This window comes from Agrobacterium sp. CFBP 3001, assembly GCF_027871605.1.
GTDB classification, from domain to species: Bacteria; Pseudomonadota; Alphaproteobacteria; order Rhizobiales; family Rhizobiaceae; genus Agrobacterium; species Agrobacterium leguminum.
Genome location: NZ_JAQAHD010000003.1, coordinates 26,913 through 47,257, shown reverse-complemented (window position 1 = coordinate 47,257; position 20,345 = coordinate 26,913). Strand labels below are relative to the sequence as shown.

Here is a 20,345-nt window from a genome sequence, read left to right as displayed (position 1 = left end):
ATTCAATCGATTAATTCCCGCTCACCATCTGCTTCGCCGCCTGCCGTGCCTGTCACGCGTGGAACCTCGCCCGCCGCCTGGCGTTAGCGGGGTGGGTCCGCAGGCAATCGACATGCCTCTAAATGCCCCATCGTCCGTTCACCAAGCTTTCACAAGGCGAATTTATGAGCTTGCGCTTATCCGCCCGTGAACCGATGATGGCGGTATTTTGAAATATGTATATTGTCCGGCGCGCCGGGAAATTTTTAGAGTTGGAAAGGTTTTGTTGTGAAGGAACACTCTCGAAAGATCACGCCGGTTCTTCTGGCCGGCGGTGCTGGTTCGCGGCTTTGGCCGGTATCGCGCGATCAGTTGCCCAAGCAGTTCCAGCCGCTGGTCGGCAATCTTTCGACCTATCAGCAGACGCTGCAGCGGGTGGGCGACAAGGGCCTTTATGCCGAGCCGCTGGTGATCACCAATGAGGATTTCCGGTTCTTCGCCCGCCGTCAGGCCGAAGAGATCGATCTGCCGGCAACCGTGGTGCTGGAGCCCGCCCGCCGCGACAGCGCCGCCGCCATGGCCGCCGCTGCCGTGCTGGCCGAGCGCCGCGAGCCCGGATGCCTGGTGCTGGCGCTTGCCGCCGACCATGTGGTGCTCGATGCCGACAAGTTTTCACAGGCCGTGAAACTCGGCGCAAAAGCCGCCGATCAGGGCAATATCGTCGTCTTCGGCCTGGTGCCCACCGAACCGCGCACCTCCTACGGTTATATCAAGCCGGGCGAGGCGATCGATGGCGAAAAAGACCTCAGCACCGTCGATGCCTTCGTGGAAAAGCCGGATATGAAGACGGCGATCTCCTATCTGGAAAAGGGTTATCTCTGGAATTCCGGCAATTTCCTGTTCCGCTCCGATGTGATGATCGCCGAACTGAAGGCCTTCGCCCCGGAGATTCTTGCGGCGGTGACGCAGGCGGTCGAGCAATATGAAAGCGACCTCGGTTTCGTGCGCCTGCATCAGGCAAGCTTCGAGGCTTCCCCGAAAAACTCCATCGACTACGCGGTGATCGAGAAGACCAGACGCATGGCGGTGGTGCATGGCCATTTCCGCTGGTCGGATATCGGCAGCTGGGATGCGATCTGGGAAATCGCCGACAAGCGCGGCAACGACAATGCGCTGGAAGGCAACGGCGTCTTCATCGATTCCGAAGGCTGCCTCATCCATTCGACGCAATTGCTGACGACGGTGGTTGGCGCCAGGGACATGGTGGTGGTGGCCACCAAGGATGCGGTTCTGGTGGTGCCGAAGAACCGGGTGCAGGATGTGAAGGGTCTGGTGGAGACGCTGAAGGACGGCGAACATGCGCCGCAGACGCAGACCCACAAGCGCGTCTATCGCCCCTGGGGTTATATCGAACACATGTATGTGGACGAGCGTTACCGGGTGGGTCATATCACGGTCGATCCCGGCCACCGCATCTCGTTCCAGAAACATTATCACCGCTCGGAACACTGGATCGTCGTCAAGGGTACGGCGACGGTGACGATCGGCGAAGAGACGAAGTTGCTGACGGAGAACCAGTCGGTCTATATCCCGATCGGCCAGCCGCACCGGCTTGCCAATGAGGGGCAGATCCCGCTCGAACTGGTCGAAATCCAGACCGGAGCCTATATCGGCGAGGATGATGTCATCCGCATCGAGGACGATTATAAAAGGCAATAGAATTGCCGCCAGCACCGAAGGTTTGAGCAAGGGCATGGGAAAGCATCGCCGCTTCCAGCCCCCGACGCCAGAACAGCCATCCGAACAGCAGGCCGGGAATGAAATTGGTGAGCAGGACTGCAAGGATCAGCGCCGCCTGCGGCCGAGCGACAATCGCAAACAGAAACGGCAGATGACCTGCGGCGAAGAGCGCCGCCTCCATAAGGATGGCGGCCCACAAAATCACCGGTCGAATCTGTCCTCTTCCTGTCATGCGCCAGAGCGCCCAGGCGAGAAACGACATCAGGCCCCATCGGGTCAATAGCTCCTCCGTGATTCCGCCATAGAGAATCCGGGTCGCCAGCGGGACATTAAACACGGTCATTTTTGCCATGGTGGCCGCATCCGCGACCGATGGCAGGATCGCCGATGAATAGGCGATCATCAGCAGGCCGACGGCAATGCCCACCGCCAGTGCGGGCGGCACCTGTGTTCCCAGCACCGCGCGCGGGTTGCCGCCCGTCAGCCAGCTATCGACCAAGGGCGCGCCAAGCCCGAGTTTTGCGGCCAGAGCCTGACCGGTTGCAACCGCCGCAACGGTCAGTATTGCCGGCTGGATGAGGATCAGCAGGCGCATTCCGAATGAAACTTGCTGTCCCGGTACAAGCTGCTCAAATGTCGCCAATAAAAGCGATGCGACGCCAGCCAGTCCGATGACCAAAAGAATATGCCAGCGCTTCATGGTCTCTTCGCCTGTTTTACTCACGACGAAGTTTTCTAAGCGACTGGCATTGCGTGTGGATTACGCAGCGCAATCCCCTGTGCCGCATATCTATCCGGCGCATTTCCAATCGTTCGAAATGCCTCCTGAGGGGCGCTGTGAGATTCGTATTTTAGGCGGTTGCCTAATCAAAAATCTTCGCATACGTTCCAACTGCAACGTTTCAGTGAGGGAGGAGACTCATGCGAATGCGTGTTATTTCTGCGGCTTTTCTGGCCAGCGTCATGATTCCGGCGGGTATCGCCGGGGCCACCGATCTTGAGGTGACCCATTGGTGGACATCGGGCGGCGAAGCCGCAGCGGTCGCCGAATTGGCCAAGGCTTTCGACGCAACCGGCAACAAATGGGTGGATGGCGCGATTGCCGGTTCGGGCGGCACGGCCCGTCCGATCATGATCAGCCGTATCACCGGCGGCGACCCGATGGGCGCGACCCAGTTCAACCACGGCCGTCAGGCGGAAGAGCTGGTGCAGGCAGGCCTGATGCGCGACCTGTCCGATGTTGCCGCAAAGGGCAACTGGAAGGACGTCATCAAGCCGGCAAGCCTGCTCGACAGCTGCACTATCGACGGTAAGATTTACTGCGCGCCGGTAAACATCCATTCATGGCAATGGCTATGGCTTTCCAATGAAGCCTTCAAGAAGGCGGGCGTCGAGGTTCCGAAGAACTGGACGGAATTCGTTGCCGCCGCGCCGGCGCTGAAAAAGGCCGGCATCCAGCCGCTCGCGCTCGGTGGGCAGGCATGGCAGGCCAACGGCCTCTTCGACACGCTGACGCTTTCGATCGGTGGCAAGGACCTTTATCAGAATGTCTATGGCGACAAGGATGCCGAGGCGGCAGCCGGGCCCGAGATGGCGAAGATTTTCGCGGCTGCCGTCGAGGCGCGCGACATGGCCAAGGGCACCAATGTTCAGGACTGGAACCAGGCCACCAACATGGTCATCACCGGCAAGGCCGGCGGCCAGATCATGGGTGACTGGGCGCAGGGTGAATTCCAGCTGGCCAACCAGAAAGCCGGCACGGATTATTCCTGCCTTCCCGGTCTTGGCCTCAGTGAATATCTCACCACGGGCGGCGACGCCTTTTATTTCCCTGTTTTGAAGGACGAGGCGAAAACCAAGGCGCAGGACGTTCTCGCCGCAACCATCGTCGATCCAAAAACGCAGGTGGCCTTTAACCTGAAGAAAGGCTCGCTGCCGATCCGCGGCGACGTCGATCTGAATGCAGCCAATGACTGCATGAAAAAGGGTCTGGCAATTCTGGCCAAGGGCAATGCCCTCACCAGCACCGACCAGCTGATTTCCGCCGATACGCAGAAACAGAAGGAAGACCTGATGGCGGAATTCTTCGCGGGCTCGATGTCAGCGGAAGACGGGCAGAAGCGCTTCGCGGACATTATCGGTTCAGCGGACTGAGTGTGATCTCTCCGGGTGGGAAAGCGGTTCGCCGCTTTCCTTCCCAGCGTCCTGCCTGTGCAACAATCATCAGCACGGGCAGGGGTTTCATGCGGTGAGGTTTTTTGCCTGACTGTTGACTGTAACGTTACAGTAGGAGGTAACATGGCAGGTCAAGCGCGCTCGGGGCGCCCCAACCAGCTTTTCCGCAATCTCAATTCCAAGATTGCCTCCATTCCCATGATATTGACCGCCATGGTGATCTTCCTCGGCGGAACGATCTGGACGGTGGTTTATTCCTTCACCAATTCAAAGCTTCTGCCGCGGGCGAGCTTCATCGGTTTCGATCAATATGAGCGTTTGTGGGCAGCACCACGCTGGATCGTGTCCATCCAGAATCTGGCGATCTACGGCGTGTTGTCGCTTATTTTCAGCCTCGTCATCGGTTTCGTGCTGGCGGCGCTGATGGATCAGAAAATTCGTTTCGAAAATACCTTCCGCACCATTTTCCTCTATCCTTTCGCCCTGTCCTTCATCGTCACCGGCCTCGTCTGGCAATGGCTGCTGAACCCGGAATTCGGCGTCCAGTCCGTGGTTCGCTCGATGGGCTGGGAAAGTTTCACCTTCGATCCGCTCTATAATTCCCAGATCGTTATCTACGGCATCCTGATCGCGGCACTCTGGCAGGGCACGGGGCTCGTCATGTGCCTGATGCTCGCGGGTCTTCGCGGTATCGATGAGGACATCTGGAAGGCGACGCGTGTCGACGGCATTCCGATGTGGAAGACCTATATTCTCATCATCATTCCCATGATGCGGCCGGTCTTCATCACCACGCTGGTCATCATCGCCAGCGGCATCGTCAAGGTCTACGATCTCGTCGTGGCGCAGACGAGCGGCGGGCCGGGCATCGCGTCCGAAGTGCCGGCGAAATATGTCTATGACTACATGTTCCAGGCACAGAACCTGGGGCAGGGCTTCGCCGCCTCGACAATGATGCTCCTGACGGTCGCGATCATCATCATTCCATGGGCCTACCTCGAATTCGGAGGCAAGAAGCGTGGCTAATATCAGCACATTGAACACGGTTGTTGCCGCCAGCGATGCGGTTGCCCAGGACCTTTCCGGCCCGCGCGGCAGGAAGCCGAGGAAAACCTTTTCCCGGCGCAACATCATTCTTTACGGCACGCTCATCGTGGCTGCCGCCTATTACCTGCTGCCGCTTTACGTGATGGTCGTCACCTCGCTGAAGGGCATGCCGGAAATCCGGCTCGGCAACATCTTCGCGCCGCCGGTGGAAATCACTTTCGAGCCCTGGGTGAAGGCCTGGGCCAATGCCTGCACGGGCTTGAACTGCGACGGGCTTTCACGCGGCTTCTGGAATTCGGTGCGCATCCTCGTGCCTTCGGTGGTGATCTCGATCGTCGTCGCCTCCGTCAGCGGCTACGCCATGGCGAACTGGAAGTTCAAGGGATCGGAACTGTTCTTCTCCATCCTCATCATCGGTGCTTTCATTCCCTATCAGGTGATGATCTATCCGATCGTCATCGTGCTGCGCGAAATGGGTGTTTATGGCACGCTGACCGGCCTCGTCATCGTGCACACCATTTTCGGCATGCCGATCCTGACGCTGCTGTTCCGCAATTATTTCGCCTCGCTGCCGGAAGAATTGTTCAAGGCGGCGCGCATCGATGGCGCCAATTTCTGGCAGATCTATTTCCGCATCATGCTGCCCATGTCGCTGCCGATCTTCGTCGTGGCGATGATCCTGCAGGTGACCGGCATCTGGAACGACTTCCTGTTCGGCGTGGTGTTCACGCGGCCGGAATATTACCCGATGACGGTGCAGCTCAATAATATCGTCAACTCCGTGCAGGGCGTGAAGGAATATAACGTCAACATGGCCGCAACCCTTCTCACGGGTGCCGTGCCGCTGATCGTCTATTTCGTCTCCGGCAGGCTTTTCGTCCGCGGCATTGCCGCAGGCGCAGTAAAAGGTTGAGCTATATGAACAAAAGCGTTTCCATCCGCGATCTTTCCCTGTCCTTCGGTGCCGTCACCGTGCTGAAAGACCTCAATCTCGATATTTACGACGGCGAATTCCTCGTGCTGCTCGGTTCTTCCGGCTGCGGAAAGTCGACCCTTCTCAATTGCATCGCCGGCCTTCTGGAGCCGACCGACGGACAGATCTTCATCAAGGACCGCAACGTCACCTGGGAGGAGCCGAAAGACCGAGGCATTGGCATGGTGTTCCAGTCCTATGCGCTTTATCCGCAGATGACGGTGGAGAAAAACCTGTCCTTCGGCCTTCAGGTCGCCAAGGTGCCGAAAGAGGAAATCGACCGCCGCGTCAAAAGGGCGGCCGGCATATTGCAGATCGAGCCGCTGCTGAAGCGCAAGCCTGCCGAGCTTTCAGGCGGCCAGCGCCAGCGCGTGGCCATCGGCCGGGCACTGGTGCGCGATGTGGATGTGTTCCTGTTCGACGAGCCGCTCTCCAACCTCGACGCCAAGCTGCGCTCGGAACTGCGCGTCGAAATCAAGCGGCTGCACCAGTCGCTGAAGAACACCATGATCTATGTGACGCATGATCAGATCGAGGCGCTGACGCTGGCGGACCGCATCGCCATCATGAAAAGCGGCGTCATCCAGCAGCTTGCCGATCCCGTCACCATCTACAACAAGCCGCGAAACCTCTTCGTCGCCGGTTTCATCGGCTCGCCGTCGATGAATTTCCTGCGCGGCGAGTTGATCGAAAAGGACGGCAAGGTGGTCTTCACCACCAATGGCGTGACTTTCGCGCTGGATGGCTATCATGCGGAAACGCCGCTCGCCGCCGGCCGTGCCGTGGTTCTGGGTGTCCGCCCCGAACATGTGCGCGTCGATGCCGATATTGTCGGCGGTGAAGTGCATGAGGCGGTTGTCGATATCGAGGAACCGATGGGCGCCGACAATCTGATCTGGCTGAAACATGCCGGGCATACCATGTCCGTGCGTGTCGGCGGCCACAGGCGGTTTTCACCCGGCACCAAGGTGCGCCTCGGCCTCGACATGACGATGGCCTCGCTGTTCGACGCACAAAGCGAGGACCGGCTCTAGAACAGCTTCCATTTACCCCCACACAATCCCAAGACCCAGATCTCTATGGAGGAGACAATGACAGAACTCGGTTTCCAGCTTTACAGCGCCCGTAATTTCCAGCCTTTTTCCAACATTCTGAAGAAGCTTTCTGCGGCGGGTTATAAACATGTCGAAGGTTATGGCGCGATGTACGCTTCGCTGGATGATGCCGGTTTGAAAGGCCTGCGCGCCGAACTCGACGCCAATGGCCTTGCCATGCCGACCGGCCATTTCGGCCTCGACCTTCTTGAGGGCGACCCGAAAAAGGCGCTGAACATTGCGAAAGTTCTGGGTGTTGAGGCGATCTATTGCCCTTATCTGATGCCTGACCAGCGCCCGACAGATGCCGCAGGCTGGTTCGCTTTCGGCAAGCGCCTGCAGGAAGCGGGCAAGCCTTTCGTCGATGCCGGGCTGGTCTTCGGCTGGCATAACCACGATTTCGAGTTCAAGACGCTTGGTGACGGTTCCACCCCACAGGAGCAGATTTTTGCCGGTGGCCCGGATTTGAAATGGGAGGCGGATATCGCCTGGATCATTCGCGGCAATGCCGATCCGCTCGCCTGGATCGAAAGCTGCGGCAAGCGCATTACTGCGGTACATGTGAAGGATATCGCACCAGCAGGTGAGAATGCGGATGAGGATGGCTGGGCCGATGTCGGCCATGGGACCGTGGACTGGAAGGGCCTCGTCGCGGCGCTGAAGGCGAAATCCGCCACGAAACATTTCGTGGTCGAGCACGACAATCCCAAGGATATCGACCGGCTGATCACCCGCTCGATCGCATCTTTCAAAACCTACTAAGTTTCAATTTTCGGAGTTTCCATCATGGCCAGGGATCTTGGCGTCGGCATCATCGGATGCGGCAATATCTCGTCTGCTTACTTTTCGCTGGCACCGCTCTTCAAGGGCATCAAGGTGCTTGCCTGCGCCGATCTCAACCGCAATGCGGCGGAGTTGAGGGCGGAAGAATTCGGTGTCGTCGCGCAGTCCATCGATGAACTGCTCGCCAACAAGGATATCGATGTGGTGGTGAACCTCACCATTCCCGCCGCGCATTTTCCGGTGTCGAAAGCCGCCCTCGAGGCAGGCAAGCACGTCTATTCGGAAAAGCCGCTGGTGCTTTCGCTGGAGGAAGGCGAGGAGCTACGGCGCATCGCCCGGGAGAAGAACCTCTCCGTCGGCTGCGCGCCGGATACTTTCCTCGGCGGCGCGCATCAGCTTGCCCGGCAATATATCGATGACGGCAAGGTAGGGCGCATCACCTCCGGCACCTGCCATGTGATGAGCCCCGGCATGGAGATGTGGCACCCCAATCCGGGCTTCTTCTTCCTGAAGGGCGGCGGGCCGATCCTCGATCTCGGGCCTTATTACGTTGCCAACCTCATCAACCTCATCGGCCCGGTGAAGCGCGTCGGTGCGCTGACCAGCATGGCGAACCCCACCCGTACGGTGACCAGCCAGCCGTTGAACGGCGAAATCATCCCGGTCGAAACACCGACCAATATCCATGCCCTGCTGGAATTCGTGAACGGCGCGACGATCACGCTTTCGGCAAGCTGGGATGTCTGGTCGCATCGCCACGCCAATATGGAGCTCTATGGCACGGAAGGCTCGATCTATGTGCCGGATCCGAACTTCTTCGGCGGCGTGGTGGAAGCGAGCGGACGGGACAAGAATATCCAGCCGCTGGAAGACTGGGCGCATCCCTTCGGCATTGCCAATCAGGAAAGCCCGAACGGCCCGCGCGCCAATTATCGCACGGCAGGCCTTGCCGATATGGCGATTGCGATTTTGGAGGGGCGTGATGCCCGTTGCTCGCTGGATCGCTCCCTGCACGGTATCGATGTGATGACCTCGATCCTCAAATCCGGGGAGGAGGGCCGTTTCATCGAAATGACGACGACCTGCACCCAGCCGGCGGCACTCGGCATCGAGGAGGCGCAGGCGCTGCTGCGCTGAGCGCAAAGCCAACGCAAAAAAGGCCCGGCGCACTGCCAGTTCGCCGGGCCTTTTCCGCTCAGCCATTTAATGGCGAGCGTCGCGTGTTCATCAGATTTTCATAGGCCGACAAAAAGACCCAGCCAGCGCGCAACGGTCCTGACCATCCAGATCAGGAACACGAAAGGGGCTATGCCAACAGCCGCGACGAGCGCCGCCGAGGCGACAACGAGCGCTGTGGTGAGATTGCGCCTGAACCGGTGGCGTTTTGTGTCGAGAGCCTTATCCATGACGTATGGCGGTGATCAGCCCGCGAATGGTGAGCGTGACATAAAGCATGCCCGCCATCGCCATCAGGATGGCGGTGCCGAGAGAGCTGAGGTTGCTCAGCGAAAACAGAAATGTATCAGCCGCCACCATTGGCAAGACCCTTCAAGAACAGCAGATTTCGCATCGTTCTAGATCGTGCCGGTTTCCCGCATATGTCCCGATTGTTTCATCTTGTTGCTGCCGAGGGGCGTTTTCGTGATGGCGTGGCTTTGCGCGATTTCCGCAAGGCCCTTCACAAGCCCGTCGGTTTGGTTTAAAGCCGCTCCCCGTAATCCGGTCGCAGCCCACCCGGTCAAAACAAGGGATCCCAAATTATGAAAACCATCGTCATCTGCTCCGGCGGACTGGACTCCGTTTCGCTTGCGCATAAAATCGCGGCGGAACACGAACTTCTTGCTCTCGTCTCCTTCGATTATGGCCAGCGCCACAGGAAGGAGCTGGAATACGCGGCCGATTGCGCAAGGCGTCTCGGCGTGCCGCATCATATCATCGATATCAGAACCATCGGCGCCCATCTCACCGGTTCGGCGCTGACCGACGACGTGGAGGTGCCGGACGGGCATTATGCGGAAGAGACCATGCGCTCCACCGTGGTGCCGAACCGCAACGCCATCATGCTCACCATCGCTTTCGGGCTGGCCGCCGCGCAGCAGGCGGATGCCGTGGCGATTGCCGTGCATGGCGGCGATCACTTCATCTACCCCGATTGCCGGCCGGGTTTCATCGACAGTTTCAATGCCATGCAGGCGCATGCGCTGGAAGGTTATGCCGACGTCAAGCTCTTCGCCCCCTATGTCACCGTTTCCAAGGCGGCGATTGTGACCGATGGTGCGAAATACGGCACGCCCTTTGGCGAAACATGGTCCTGTTACAAGGGCGGCTTGCGCCACTGCGGCCGCTGCGGCACCTGCGTGGAACGGCGCGAGGCCTTTCATCTGGCCGGTGTCACCGATCCGACCGACTATGAGGACCCGGATTTCTGGGTGGCGGCCACCCATGCCTATGCGGCGCAGGAGGTGCGCTGATGTTCCGCATCACCAAGGAATTTCACTTCTCCGCCTCGCACCAGTTAAAAAGCCTGCCGTCGGATCACCAATGCAATCGCCTCCACGGGCATAATTACATCGTCGAGATCGAGCTGGCAGGCGAAGCGCTGAACGAGCACGGTTTTGTGCGCGACTATCACGAGCTTGCACCGCTGAAACGCTATATCGACTATCATTTCGACCATCGCCACCTGAACGACGTTCTTGGCCATGACCGGGTGACGGCGGAATGTCTGGCGAAGCATTTTTACGACTGGTGCAAGGATCGCCTGCCGGAAACCAGCGCCGTGCGGGTCAGCGAAACCGCCAAGACCTGGGCGGAATACCGGCCATGACGGCGGTTGCACACAAGATTGCAGCCAAGGAGACCACGATCCGCATCAGCGAAATCTTCGGCCCGACCATTCAGGGCGAAGGCCTGCTGATCGGTCTGCCGACCGTTTTCGTGCGTACCGGCGGCTGCGACTATCGTTGTTCCTGGTGCGATACGCTGCATGCGGTCGACAGCGAGTACCGCAATACATGGAAGCCAATGCCTGTCGAGGCGATCTGGCAGGAGGTGCGGCGGCTTTCCGGCGGCGTGCCGCTGACGGTTTCGCTTTCAGGCGGCAATCCGGCCATTCAACCGCTCGGGGCCTTGATCGCGAAGGGGCAGGGCGAGGGGTATCGTTTCGCGCTGGAAACGCAGGGCAGCATCGCGAAAGACTGGTTTGCCGATCTCGACCATCTGGTGCTGAGCCCCAAGCCGCCATCGAGCGGCATGGAAACGGACTGGCAGGCCTTCGAAGACTGTCTTGCCGCCGCCGGCGACGAACCGCAGGCGGCGCTAAAGATCGTGGTGTTCGACGATGCGGATTATGCCTATGCCAAGGCGGCATCCGCGCGTTTCCCGCATTTGCCTGTCTATCTCCAGCCCGGCAACCATACTCCGCCGCCGCCGGATGACGACGATGCGCGGGTGGATATCGACGGGGTGATGGACCGGATGTTGTGGCTGGTGGACAAGGTGAGCGAAGACCGCTGGTTTTCCGCCCGGGTGCTGCCGCAGCTGCATGTGCTGTTGTGGGGGAATAAGCGCGGGGTGTGACGCTACGCAGGAGTGAAATTCCACCCCACAGTTTGCATCCTTAAGAGGCGCACAATGTATTGGCCGGAAGCCGCTTGTTTCTTCTCCCCGAGGGGGAGAAGGTCGCGGCAGCGGGATGAGGGGGCAAGCTCTCCGAATTCCGGCAACGTCTCCCCCTCATCCGACCCTTCGGGCCACCTTCTCCCCGGCGGGGGAGAAGAAATACGCGGCAACGTCGTGCCGCATATCGTTCTTTCACATCAAGCCGAAACAGCCACCTCACGCCGTTCCCGATCCGCAATGATCGACAGATCGAGCACCTTCTGCAGATTGGCGGCATGACGGAAATCCGGATCGGCGGGGCCGCCTTCCATGACGGCCCTGGCGAATTTTTCGTAATTCGTCGGCACCGGGTCGACATCGATGGTCTTCCATATCGCCTTTTCCACATCCTCGCCGATGCAGGCGCGCAGGCTGGAATAGTCAGGCGTGTGGATCACTTCCAATGCTCCCTTGTCGCCATGGATACGCAGACGAAGTTCGTTCAAGTGACCCGTCGCCCAGCGGCTGGCATGGATGACGCCCATGGCACCGTTTTCAAGCTCGGCGGTCATGGTGAAGCTGTCATTGGCGTCGAGGTCGTAGACGCCGATTTTGTTGCCTTCATATTTGTCGAAGGTCTTCAGCCGCGTGAAGATGCGTTCCACATCGCTGCCCGCGCCATAGGAGGCGAAGTCGAGAATGTGGATGCCGACATCACCAAGCACGCCGTTTGAGCCATGCTTGGTGGAAAGCCGCCACAGCCACTTGCTCTCCGTCATCCAGTCGCCCCAGGCCTTGGAAACGAGCCAGCTCTGGAGATAGGAGGCTTCCAGATGCCGCACCTTGCCGATCTTGCCTGCCAGCACCATCTCACGCGCCGCCTGCAAGGGGGCAACGTTGCGATAGGTGAGGTTGACCATGGCAATGAGGCCGGCCTTTTCGGCGGCATCGGCCATTTCGGCGGCCTTGGCGTAGTTTTCCGCCAGCGGCTTTTCGCAGAAGACATGCTTGCCGGCCGCCAGCAGTTTAAGGCTGGTGGGGTGGTGGATCGCGTCCGGCGTGACATTCGCCGCCGCATCGAATTCACCCCAGGCAATGGCGTCATCCAGTGAGGTGAAGGAGAGCGGAATGTTGTGGCGCAGCGCAAAGCCCCGCACCACCACATCGTCCACATCCACTGCCGCGACCAGTTCGACGCCGGGGATTTGCGAGAAATAGGTGGCATGGTTGTTGGCCATGCCGCCGGTTCCGAGAATGAGAAGTCTCATGGCTTTTTACCTGTAACCTGCTTCGCCTGCCTTGTGCAGCTTGGGGCCGCGTTCTTCGATGGGCTCCAGAGCCTTGTCGACGGGAACATTGGGGGCGTCGTGAATGCTTTTCAGTGCGCCAACCGGATTATAGGCCCATTTCACCGAGTTGCTGATGACCTTCTGGACATTGGCGTCGTGATAGGTGGGATAGGTCTCGTGGCCGGGGCGGAAATAGAAGATATTGCCTGCACCACGGCGCCAGGTAAGACCGGACCGGAAGACTTCGCCGCCCTGGAACCAGGAGATGAAGACGGTTTCCAGCGGCTCCGGCACGGAAAACTGCTCGCCATACATTTCCTCGTTTTCCAGCTCGAAATGCTCGGGCAGGCCGGCTGCAATCGGGTGGCGCGGATTGATGGTCCACAGGCGTTCACGCTCGCCCGCCTCACGCCATTTAAGCGCGCAAGGCGTGCCCATCAGGCGCTTGAACGGCTTGGAGAAGTGGCCGGAATGCAGGACGATGAGGCCCATGCCTTCCCAGACGCGTTTGGCAACACGCTCGACGATCTCGTCCTGCACCGCACCATGGTCCTTGTGGCCCCACCAGACCAGCACGTCGGTCTTGTCGAGGCGCTCCTGCGAAAGCCCGTGTTCCGGCTCCTGCAGCGTGGCGGTCGTGGCGTTGATCTCAGGATTCTGGTTCAGCGCGTCGGCAATGGTATTGTGCATGCCGTTCGGATAGATAGAACGCACCGTCTCATTGATGTGTTCGTGGATATTTTCGCCCCATACAACGGTGTTGATGGTCATTGTCATGCTCCTCGGTGAAGGCCGGGACCTTGGGTGAGCCCGGCGAAAGTTGAATGTTCAGGCGGCACCCCGGGCAGGGTTGCGGGCAAGCGCCCGGCCCTCTGCGTCGAAACGATGTATCTGCGTCGCATCCGGCGCGATGGTGATGCGTTCACCGGCCGTGCGGCCGGTCACACCCTCTTCACGAACGACGACGGGTTCACCCGCGCCGATCTCGACATAGATATAGCTGTCCGATCCCAGCATTTCCGAATGCACGATCTCGCCGCTCCAGCCGCTGCCATCGGTGGCGATGGTGATGTGTTCGGGGCGGATGCCGATGGTTTTCGCCCCTTCGGCCTCCGCATATTTGCCGGTGAGGAAGTTCATCTTCGGTGAGCCGATGAAGCCGGCGACGAAGGTGTTGACCGGGCTTTCGTAAAGCTCCAGCGGCGTGCCGATCTGCTCGACCCTGCCGTCCCGCAAAACGCAGATACGGTCGGCGAGTGTCATCGCCTCCACCTGGTCGTGGGTGACGTAGATCATCGTCGTGTCATGCATCGAGCGATGCAGCTTGGCGATTTCCAGACGCGTGGCAACGCGCAATGCCGCATCGAGGTTGGAGAGCGGCTCGTCGAACAGGAAGACCTTCGGATCGCGCACGATGGCGCGGCCGATGGCGACACGCTGGCGCTGGCCGCCGGAAAGCTGCTTCGGCAGACGTTCCAGATAGGGTGTGAGCTGCAGCATCTCGGCCGCCGCTTCCACGCGTTTCCTGCGCTGTTCCTTGTCCGCGCCTGACAGTTTCATGCCGAAGGCCATGTTCTCGAACACGGTCATGTGCGGATAAAGCGCATAGGACTGGAAGACCATGGCGACGCCACGCTTGGCGGGCGGCAGGCGGTTCACCGTCTCGCCATCGAAGGAGAGCGTGCCACTGGTAATTTCCTCCAGCCCGCAGATGAGGCGCAGCAGCGTGGACTTGCCGCAGCCGGAAGGGCCGACGAAGACCATGAATTCGCCGGAGCGGATATCCATGTCGATGCCCTTGATGACATCGAAGGCGCCGAAGGATTTGCGAAGATCGCGCAGTTGAATGGTGGTCATTTGGTTTCTCCTAGCCTTTGACGCCGCCGGCGGTGAGGCCGGAGATGATGCGTCGCTGGAAGATCAGAACGAGGACGACGAGGGGTGCTGTGACGATGACGGACGCTGCCATGATCGTTCCCCATGGAATTTCGAACTGCGAGCCGCCCGACAAAAGCGCGATGGCGACAGGCACCGTGCGCTGCTCGTTCGATGAGGTGAAGGTGAGCGCGAAGAGGAACTCATTCCACGCCGCGATGAAGGCGAGAAGCCCTGTGGTAACAAGCGCCGGCCACATCAGCGGCATGAAGACCTGGGTGATGATAACCCACGGCGTTGCACCATCGACAATCGCCGCTTCCTCGATCTCGATCGGCAGGTCGCGCATGAAGGTTGTGAGCACCCAGACCGTGAAGGGCAGGGTGAAGATCATGTAGGAAAAGATCAGCGCGAGCGGCGTGTTGAAGATTCCAGCCCAGCGGATCAGTTCGAACAGGCCGGCGAGCACGGCGATCTGCGGGAACATCGAAACCGACAGGATGGTGAGCAGCAGTAGCGCGCGGCCACGGAAGCGGACGCGGGCGAGAGCATAGGACGCCGTGACCGCAAGAAACAGCGATAGCACGACAACCGAAGATGCAACGAACAGCGAGTTGCCGAGATTGCGCAGAAACGTGCCGTTGCCGATGACGAAGCTGTAATTGGTCAGCGAGAAGTCACGCGGCCAATAATTGACCTGGAACAGCGCCGAGCCGGATTTCAAGCTCGTCAGGATCGCGTAATAAAACGGGAATACCGAAATCACCATTATGATGGCGACCAGCGCATAAAAAGCGGTGGTTTTCAGGATGCTTGGCAGGGTCATCGCGCGGCTCCATCGGTGTTGACGCGCCCGAGCCACATATAGATGACCGTGATCGAGGCGATGATGAGGAACAGCATGGTTGAGGCAGCGGCGCCATAGGAGAACTTATCGAAATCGAACAGGTTCTCACGCGCCAGCACTGACATGGTGCGGGTCTGGGCGTTGTTGGGCGTCAGGATATAGATGAGATCGAAGACGCGCATCGCATCCAGCATGCGGAAGATGACGGCGACCATGAGGGCCGGGCGGATCATCGGCAAAGTGACGCGGAAGAACACCTTGATGGGATGAATGCCATCTACCTTTGCCGCCTCATACATGTCCTTCGGCACCATTTGCAGGCCGGCGAGAATGAGCAGGGCCATGAAGGGCGTGGTCTTCCAGATATCGACGATCAGCACGGCGATCATCGCGGTCTCGGGATTGGCGGTCCAGGCGATCTTGTTGGAGATCAGCCCGAGATTGAGGAACAGGTCGTTCAATATGCCGAACTGGTCGTTCAGCATCCACGCCCACATCTGCGCCGAAACGATGGTGGGAATGGCCCAGGGCACGAGGATCGCGGCGCGCACGAGGCCGCGTCCCTTGAATTCGGCATTCAGTACCAGTGCGACGATGAGGCCGAGCACGGTTTCGAAGCTGACGGAAAGGATGGTGAATTTGAGCGTGTTGAGAACCGCGCCCCACCATGCGGGATCGGCAAGCAGGCCGCGATAGATGGTGCGGCCGCTGCTGAGCGTGATCCAGGTGAGGTAGTTCTTGAGGCCGACGAACTGCGCCCCGTCGAGATTGGTGAGCGAGGCGTCGGTGAGGCTGAACCACACGGTGCGCACCAGTGGCCAGCCCGCCACAAGCGCCAGCACCAGAAATGTGGGGGCAAGAAACAGCCAGGCGGATTTCAGTCTTTCCGACTGGAGATCCGAGCCGGTGCCGGCATCGGATGCCGCGACCGGTCTTTGAAGGGCGATGTCGTTCATGGGGATATCTCGCGGTTGGGGCGCGGGAGACGATCAGTCAGGACCGCCTCCCGCGCGGGCCGGATTACCAGCCGTTGCCTTTGAGATCGGTCAGTTCAACCTCGAGAAGTTCGAGATTTTCCGCTGCCGTGCCGTTGCCGGAGAGCGTGTTGTGCACGGCGCCCCAGAACTTGGCGGAAACCTCGTTATATTTCACCTTGGCCGAGGCGGAAGGACGCGGAACGGCGGTCTGGAAGATCGGCTTCCATGTCGGCATGAAGGGCTGCGCAGCAGCGACATCCTTGTCGTCGTAAAGGGATGCGATGGTCGGCATGTTGGAAAGCTGGATCGCGCGCATCTTCTGGGTGTCTTTTGATGCCAGGAATTTCACGAGCTGAATGGCCGCTTCCTGATCGTCGGAATATTTCGAAACGGCGAGATTCCAGCCGCCAAGTGTCGAAGCAGGGGCTTCGCCTTCCGCGCCCGCCGGCAGCGGGGTGACGCCGAACTTGCCCTTGATGGCGCTGTCGTCGCCATTACCCAGTGCATAGGCATAGGGCCAGTTGCGCATGAAGACGGAATTGCCGGTCTGCCAGACGCCGCGCGCTTCCTCTTCCTTATAAGCGAGCACGCCCTGCGGCGCGATGGTGCCGACCCAGCCCTTGGCGGTTTCGATGGCGGCTGCGGCCTTCTCATTGTTGACGGAGATATCGCCGTTGGTCTCGACAATATGGCCGCCGCCTGCGGAAGCGATCCATTCCAGCGCGTTGCAGGTCAGGCCTTCATAGGCGCTGCCCTGGAAAACGAAGCCCCAGAGGTCCTTCTGGCCTGCCTCGCGCTCCTTGTCCTGGATTTCCTTGGCGGTCTCGCTCAGTTCCTTCCAGGTCTTCGGCGGCTGCTTGCCATATTTTTCCAGAAGGTCCTTGCGATAGAAAAGCGCCGGCGCGTCGGTGAACATCGGCATGGCGACGAGCTTGCCGTCAACCGTCTGCGAGGCGACGATGGAAGGGAAATGATCGCCGATGACATCCTTCGTCGCTGCGGTCAAATCCACGAACTGGTCGGCCAGCTGCGGCGCCCAGATCACGTCCGTCTGGTAGACGTCGACATCCTTGTTGCCGGCGGCAAGCCACAGCCGGTACTGGCTGAACTGTTCGCTGGACGATGACGGCATGGTGACGAGATTGACCTTGTGACCGGTCTCTTTCTCGAAGGCGGCGATCCGTTCGCGGAAGAACGCGACGTTCTTGCCTGTCGAATTGGCGGCGATGGAAAGCTCGGCCGCCTCAGCTGAGACGGCGGCGGAAAACGCCGCTCCGCACAGGAACAAAGTCTTCATGGAAATATTCATTGTCAAACTCCTCCGTTGACGCTTCCGATTGTCCTCAAAATTGAAAGCGCTTTTGACCGACGCGAGGCTCTCAAAAGCCGAGCAATCTGTCAATACTCTTTCTAATTTCCCGGAAATCGGCCGTTTTCGCCTGCAATTTTTCGGCGTTTGCCTTTGGGAATGATCAACTGTAAGGTTTCAGGTGGAGGAAAATTGAAATCGTTTTCAATTTTTGTCGGCTTGAAAAATCCGCGGCGGCGACGCATGCAGGGGCAAATTGGCAAAAAATTATGAAGCTCAAGGAATTCGCAGAGAAAGTCGGGCTCTCGCCCACCACCGTCAGCCGGGCGCTGGGCGGCTACCCCGAGGTGCGCGAGGAAACGCGCCAGCGGGTGATGGAGGCTGCGCTGAAATATGGCTACCGGCCGAATGCCAATGCTGTCAGGCTGGCGACGGGCAGGGCGGGCGCCATCGGTGTCGTCATGGGCCGTTCGGGCGGCGGGCACTTCTTCTCCGAATTCATGGGCGGCATGGCGACGCGTCTGGAACGGGAGGAGACCGATATTCTCGTCAGCGTTACCGTCGATAATAATCTCGATGAGGAACTGGCGATTTTCAGCCGGCTGGCGGCGAGCGGCCGGGTGGATGGCATCATCGTGCATTCGCCGCGTCCGGAAGATGAACGCATCGCGCTGCTCAACCGGTTGGGCGTGCCCTTCATCGTGCATGGTCGCTCAAAGACGCCGTTCGAACATGCCTGGCTCGATATCGACAATCACGATGTGACCTATCGTCCGACGATCCATTTTCTGGAGCGCGGACACAGGCGCATCGCCCTTATCAATGGTCCGGTCGGCCGCACCTTTGTGCAGGACCGCGAGCAGGGTTTTCGCGAGGCGCTGGCCACGCACGGCATTACGCCGGATCCGCGTTTCATGATGAATGAGCACTTCAGCGAGGAGACGGCCTTTCGTTTCGCCCGCTCGCTGCTGGAACAGACGCCGCGCCCGACGGCCTTTGTGGCGGGTGCGATGATGACGGCGCAGGGTGTCTATCGCGCTGCGACGCAGATGGGGTTGACGATCGGCAGGGATGTCTCCGTCATCGCCCATGACGACGTGTTTCCTTATCTTACGCCGGAAAGCATGATGCCGCCGCTTTCCACCACCCGCTCCCCCATGCGCATGGCGGGCATGCGGGTGACGGACCTGCTTTTGCAGATCATCGGCGGCCGTCCCGTCCGCGAGGTTCAGGAATTGTGGCCGGTCGAACTCATCTTGCGGGAATCCGTCGGCCCTGTCTGAACTTGTCGCCATAGCTCACTGATTCCACTCCATTTTGTGAACGTCGTTTGATAACGTTCGCCTTTCGTCATCTATACGTCCGCGCCGTCTCATGTATAATCGGAACAGTCACGGGCGTTATGGAACAGGACCCGGGCCGGCGCGTTGAGGGGACGTGTCTAAGGAGGTGGACGGATGTTTGAATTTTTAAAACCGCAACAGCAGACCGTGATCGATGATGTCGAGGCGACCGGCACCTATGCCGATGCGCTGCTCAACGTTCCGAGCCCGGAACTTAACCGTTCGACCGCTCGCGAGCATGGTCACGAGGCCCACTCCCGCGACTATTGCGAAAATCGCGATATTTCCCGCAGCGCGCTCGGTTTCGCCTGAGCCATTTCAAAAACCTTCCTCAAAAACGGAACGGACAGGCCGTGCCCGCGTTTTCCTGTACGACCCGCAGGGCGGCGCAACCGGACCGAAAGGACCTGACCGGCATTTGACCGGTGGGCGAATTGGGTGTTGCGCCGCCTGATTGACGACAGCGCAAAGGCGCTGTCGCACGAGATAAAAACGCAGCTTGTGCCCATCGTGGCCAAGCGTGTTTATCAGGAGGCCGCGATGCCAGCCGTTCCCGTCGAACCCTATCCCGAACCGCCGATGCCCGTGCCGCCGCAGCCGGATATCCCGCCGGTGGAAGAACCGGAACCCGACCGGTTGCCGGACGAGGTGCCGACACCCAATCCCGACGAAAATGACGGGCCGCCGAAGGTGCTCGCGCCTGTCAGGTCTCTCCGTTCTCGAATTTCTTGCTGACGAAAGCCGAGCCCTTTAGGCCGAAGCGCCACGGATATTCCGTCGCGCGGCTGATGCCGATTCGTCTGCCGCTGGTGACGGCGGCGGCTTCTTTCGGCAGCCGCAGGAAAAAAGGCGCTGCGTTCAACGGCGCGCCGTCCATCTCCCCCGTAATCGCCAGCGCCTGACAGAGCCTGCCCGGACCTGAGCAGAGAAGTTTCGGCTTGTCAGTTCCCCGTCGCAGTTTCATCATGTCTATGCCGGTCAGGGGTTCGATGGCGCGCAGAAGCACGGCGGAACCCGGGGCGCAGACAAAGTTGGCGCACCAGTGAATACCATAGGACCGGTAGACATAAAGACGGCCGGCCGGGCCGAACATTGCCCTGTTGCGCGGGGTCTGCCCGTTAAAACTGTGGGATGCCGGGTCGTCCGGATGATAGGCTTCGGTCTCCACGATGATGCCGCCGGTATTGCCGACGCGGAACTCCGCGCCGATGAGGGCGCGGGCCACTTCCAGCGCCTCGCGCAGGAAAAAACTCTCTTGGATTTCCGGGCCAAAGGCCTGATTCATCTGGAACCCTTCCGCTCTGCCGTCGTTTG

Annotated in this window: 23 protein-coding genes; 13 read left to right on the top strand and 10 right to left on the bottom strand. The window is 59.7% G+C overall.

Annotated elements, in window-relative coordinates:
* Positions 1-267 precede the first annotated feature (267 nt).
* Positions 268-1,698, top strand: a complete 1,431-nt coding sequence (locus PH605_RS05620) for a mannose-1-phosphate guanylyltransferase/mannose-6-phosphate isomerase (protein ID WP_174036837.1) — start codon at positions 268-270, stop codon at positions 1,696-1,698.
* Here the strand turns inward: PH605_RS05620 and PH605_RS05615 are convergent.
* Positions 1,664-2,419 carry a CPBP family intramembrane glutamic endopeptidase gene (locus PH605_RS05615; protein ID WP_142846338.1) on the bottom strand — a complete coding sequence of 252 codons (756 nt, stop codon included), beginning with the start codon at positions 2,417-2,419 and terminating at the stop codon, positions 1,664-1,666. The two genes, PH605_RS05620 and PH605_RS05615, sit on opposite strands and share 35 nt — an antisense overlap.
* A 221-nt stretch (positions 2,420-2,640) precedes the next feature.
* Between PH605_RS05615 and PH605_RS05610 the strand changes: the two genes are divergently transcribed.
* The 6 genes from PH605_RS05610 (at position 2,641) to PH605_RS05585 (ending at position 8,928) form a co-directional block, all read left to right on the top strand.
* Positions 2,641-3,873, top strand: a complete 1,233-nt coding sequence (locus tag PH605_RS05610; protein ID WP_142846332.1) for an ABC transporter substrate-binding protein — start codon at positions 2,641-2,643, stop codon at positions 3,871-3,873.
* Positions 3,874-4,017: 144 nt separating this feature from the next.
* Positions 4,018-4,920, top strand: coding sequence for a carbohydrate ABC transporter permease (locus PH605_RS05605; RefSeq protein ID WP_065656304.1), 903 nt, complete (start codon positions 4,018-4,020; stop codon positions 4,918-4,920).
* Positions 4,913-5,854 (top strand): carbohydrate ABC transporter permease, encoded by a 942-nt coding sequence (locus PH605_RS05600; protein WP_142846330.1) that lies wholly within the window; start codon positions 4,913-4,915, stop codon positions 5,852-5,854. The genes PH605_RS05605 and PH605_RS05600 overlap by 8 nt, the downstream gene beginning before the upstream one ends.
* 5 nt (positions 5,855-5,859) lie before the next feature.
* On the top strand, positions 5,860-6,948 hold the full coding sequence (locus tag PH605_RS05595) for an ABC transporter ATP-binding protein (protein WP_031234120.1): 1,089 nt from the start codon (positions 5,860-5,862) through the stop codon (positions 6,946-6,948).
* A gap of 57 nt (positions 6,949-7,005) precedes the next feature.
* Positions 7,006-7,770 carry a sugar phosphate isomerase/epimerase family protein gene (locus tag PH605_RS05590; RefSeq protein WP_142846328.1) on the top strand — a complete coding sequence of 255 codons (765 nt, stop codon included), beginning with the start codon at positions 7,006-7,008 and terminating at the stop codon, positions 7,768-7,770.
* Between the two features lie 24 nt (positions 7,771-7,794).
* Positions 7,795-8,928, top strand: coding sequence for a Gfo/Idh/MocA family protein (locus PH605_RS05585; RefSeq protein WP_065656301.1), 1,134 nt, complete (start codon positions 7,795-7,797; stop codon positions 8,926-8,928).
* Between the two features lie 98 nt (positions 8,929-9,026).
* Here the strand turns inward: PH605_RS05585 and PH605_RS05580 are convergent, their stop codons facing one another.
* Both PH605_RS05580 and PH605_RS05575 read right to left on the bottom strand, forming a co-directional pair.
* Positions 9,027-9,197, bottom strand: a complete 171-nt coding sequence (locus PH605_RS05580) for a hypothetical protein (RefSeq protein WP_162856874.1) — start codon at positions 9,195-9,197, stop codon at positions 9,027-9,029.
* Entirely contained in the window at positions 9,190-9,327 is a 138-nt protein-coding gene (locus PH605_RS05575; protein WP_162856872.1) for a hypothetical protein, read from the bottom strand. Before PH605_RS05575 ends, PH605_RS05580 begins: the two co-directional genes overlap by 8 nt.
* A 224-nt stretch (positions 9,328-9,551) precedes the next feature.
* Here PH605_RS05575 and queC point away from each other — a divergent pair, with 224 nt between their 5' ends.
* From queC to queE, 3 genes are read left to right on the top strand one after another with little or no spacing between them, the layout of a single operon-like run.
* Positions 9,552-10,262 (top strand): 7-cyano-7-deazaguanine synthase QueC, encoded by a 711-nt coding sequence (queC, locus tag PH605_RS05570; RefSeq protein ID WP_065656300.1) that lies wholly within the window; start codon positions 9,552-9,554, stop codon positions 10,260-10,262.
* The gene (gene queD / locus PH605_RS05565) at positions 10,262-10,618 is read left to right on the top strand and encodes a 6-carboxytetrahydropterin synthase QueD (RefSeq protein WP_142846326.1); all 357 of its coding nucleotides are present in this window, start codon (positions 10,262-10,264) and stop codon (positions 10,616-10,618) included. Before queC ends, queD begins: the two co-directional genes overlap by 1 nt.
* Complete coding sequence (gene queE, locus PH605_RS05560) at positions 10,615-11,370, top strand: 7-carboxy-7-deazaguanine synthase QueE (protein ID WP_142846324.1); 756 nt, start codon at positions 10,615-10,617, stop codon at positions 11,368-11,370. The genes queD and queE overlap by 4 nt, the downstream gene beginning before the upstream one ends.
* Positions 11,371-11,609: 239 nt before the next feature.
* Here queE and PH605_RS05555 read toward each other — a convergent pair whose 3' ends face one another.
* The 6 genes from PH605_RS05555 to PH605_RS05530 all read right to left on the bottom strand — a co-directional run bounded on the left by PH605_RS05555 (position 11,610) and on the right by PH605_RS05530 (position 17,688).
* Positions 11,610-12,659, bottom strand: a complete 1,050-nt coding sequence (locus PH605_RS05555; RefSeq protein ID WP_142846322.1) for a Gfo/Idh/MocA family protein — start codon at positions 12,657-12,659, stop codon at positions 11,610-11,612.
* 6 nt (positions 12,660-12,665) lie between these two features.
* Entirely contained in the window at positions 12,666-13,451 is a 786-nt protein-coding gene (locus PH605_RS05550; RefSeq protein ID WP_046801358.1) for a ThuA domain-containing protein, read from the bottom strand.
* Positions 13,452-13,508: 57 nt separating this feature from the next.
* Positions 13,509-14,537, bottom strand: a complete 1,029-nt coding sequence (locus PH605_RS05545; RefSeq protein ID WP_142846320.1) for an ABC transporter ATP-binding protein — start codon at positions 14,535-14,537, stop codon at positions 13,509-13,511.
* A gap of 10 nt (positions 14,538-14,547) precedes the next feature.
* Positions 14,548-15,381, bottom strand: a complete 834-nt coding sequence (locus PH605_RS05540) for a carbohydrate ABC transporter permease (protein ID WP_078052529.1) — start codon at positions 15,379-15,381, stop codon at positions 14,548-14,550.
* Entirely contained in the window at positions 15,378-16,358 is a 981-nt protein-coding gene (locus PH605_RS05535) for a carbohydrate ABC transporter permease (RefSeq protein ID WP_078052530.1), read from the bottom strand. The genes PH605_RS05540 and PH605_RS05535 overlap by 4 nt, the downstream gene beginning before the upstream one ends.
* Positions 16,359-16,422: 64 nt before the next feature.
* Entirely contained in the window at positions 16,423-17,688 is a 1,266-nt protein-coding gene (locus PH605_RS05530) for an ABC transporter substrate-binding protein (protein WP_078052531.1), read from the bottom strand.
* A 269-nt stretch (positions 17,689-17,957) separates the two neighbouring features.
* Between PH605_RS05530 and PH605_RS05525 the strand changes: the two genes are divergently transcribed.
* The 3 genes from PH605_RS05525 to PH605_RS05515 all read left to right on the top strand — a co-directional run bounded on the left by PH605_RS05525 (position 17,958) and on the right by PH605_RS05515 (position 19,766).
* Positions 17,958-18,971, top strand: coding sequence for a substrate-binding domain-containing protein (locus tag PH605_RS05525; protein ID WP_142846318.1), 1,014 nt, complete (start codon positions 17,958-17,960; stop codon positions 18,969-18,971).
* A 174-nt stretch (positions 18,972-19,145) separates the two neighbouring features.
* A complete protein-coding gene (locus PH605_RS05520) occupies positions 19,146-19,343 on the top strand; it encodes a hypothetical protein (protein ID WP_003523793.1) in 198 nt (65 codons plus the stop codon).
* Between the two features lie 228 nt (positions 19,344-19,571).
* The gene (locus PH605_RS05515; RefSeq protein WP_125146926.1) at positions 19,572-19,766 is read left to right on the top strand and encodes a hypothetical protein; all 195 of its coding nucleotides are present in this window, start codon (positions 19,572-19,574) and stop codon (positions 19,764-19,766) included.
* Here PH605_RS05515 and PH605_RS05510 read toward each other — a convergent pair.
* Complete coding sequence (locus PH605_RS05510; RefSeq protein WP_142846316.1) at positions 19,735-20,316, bottom strand: DNA-3-methyladenine glycosylase; 582 nt, start codon at positions 20,314-20,316, stop codon at positions 19,735-19,737. The genes PH605_RS05515 and PH605_RS05510 overlap by 32 nt on opposite strands.
* Positions 20,317-20,345: the final 29 nt, after the last annotated feature.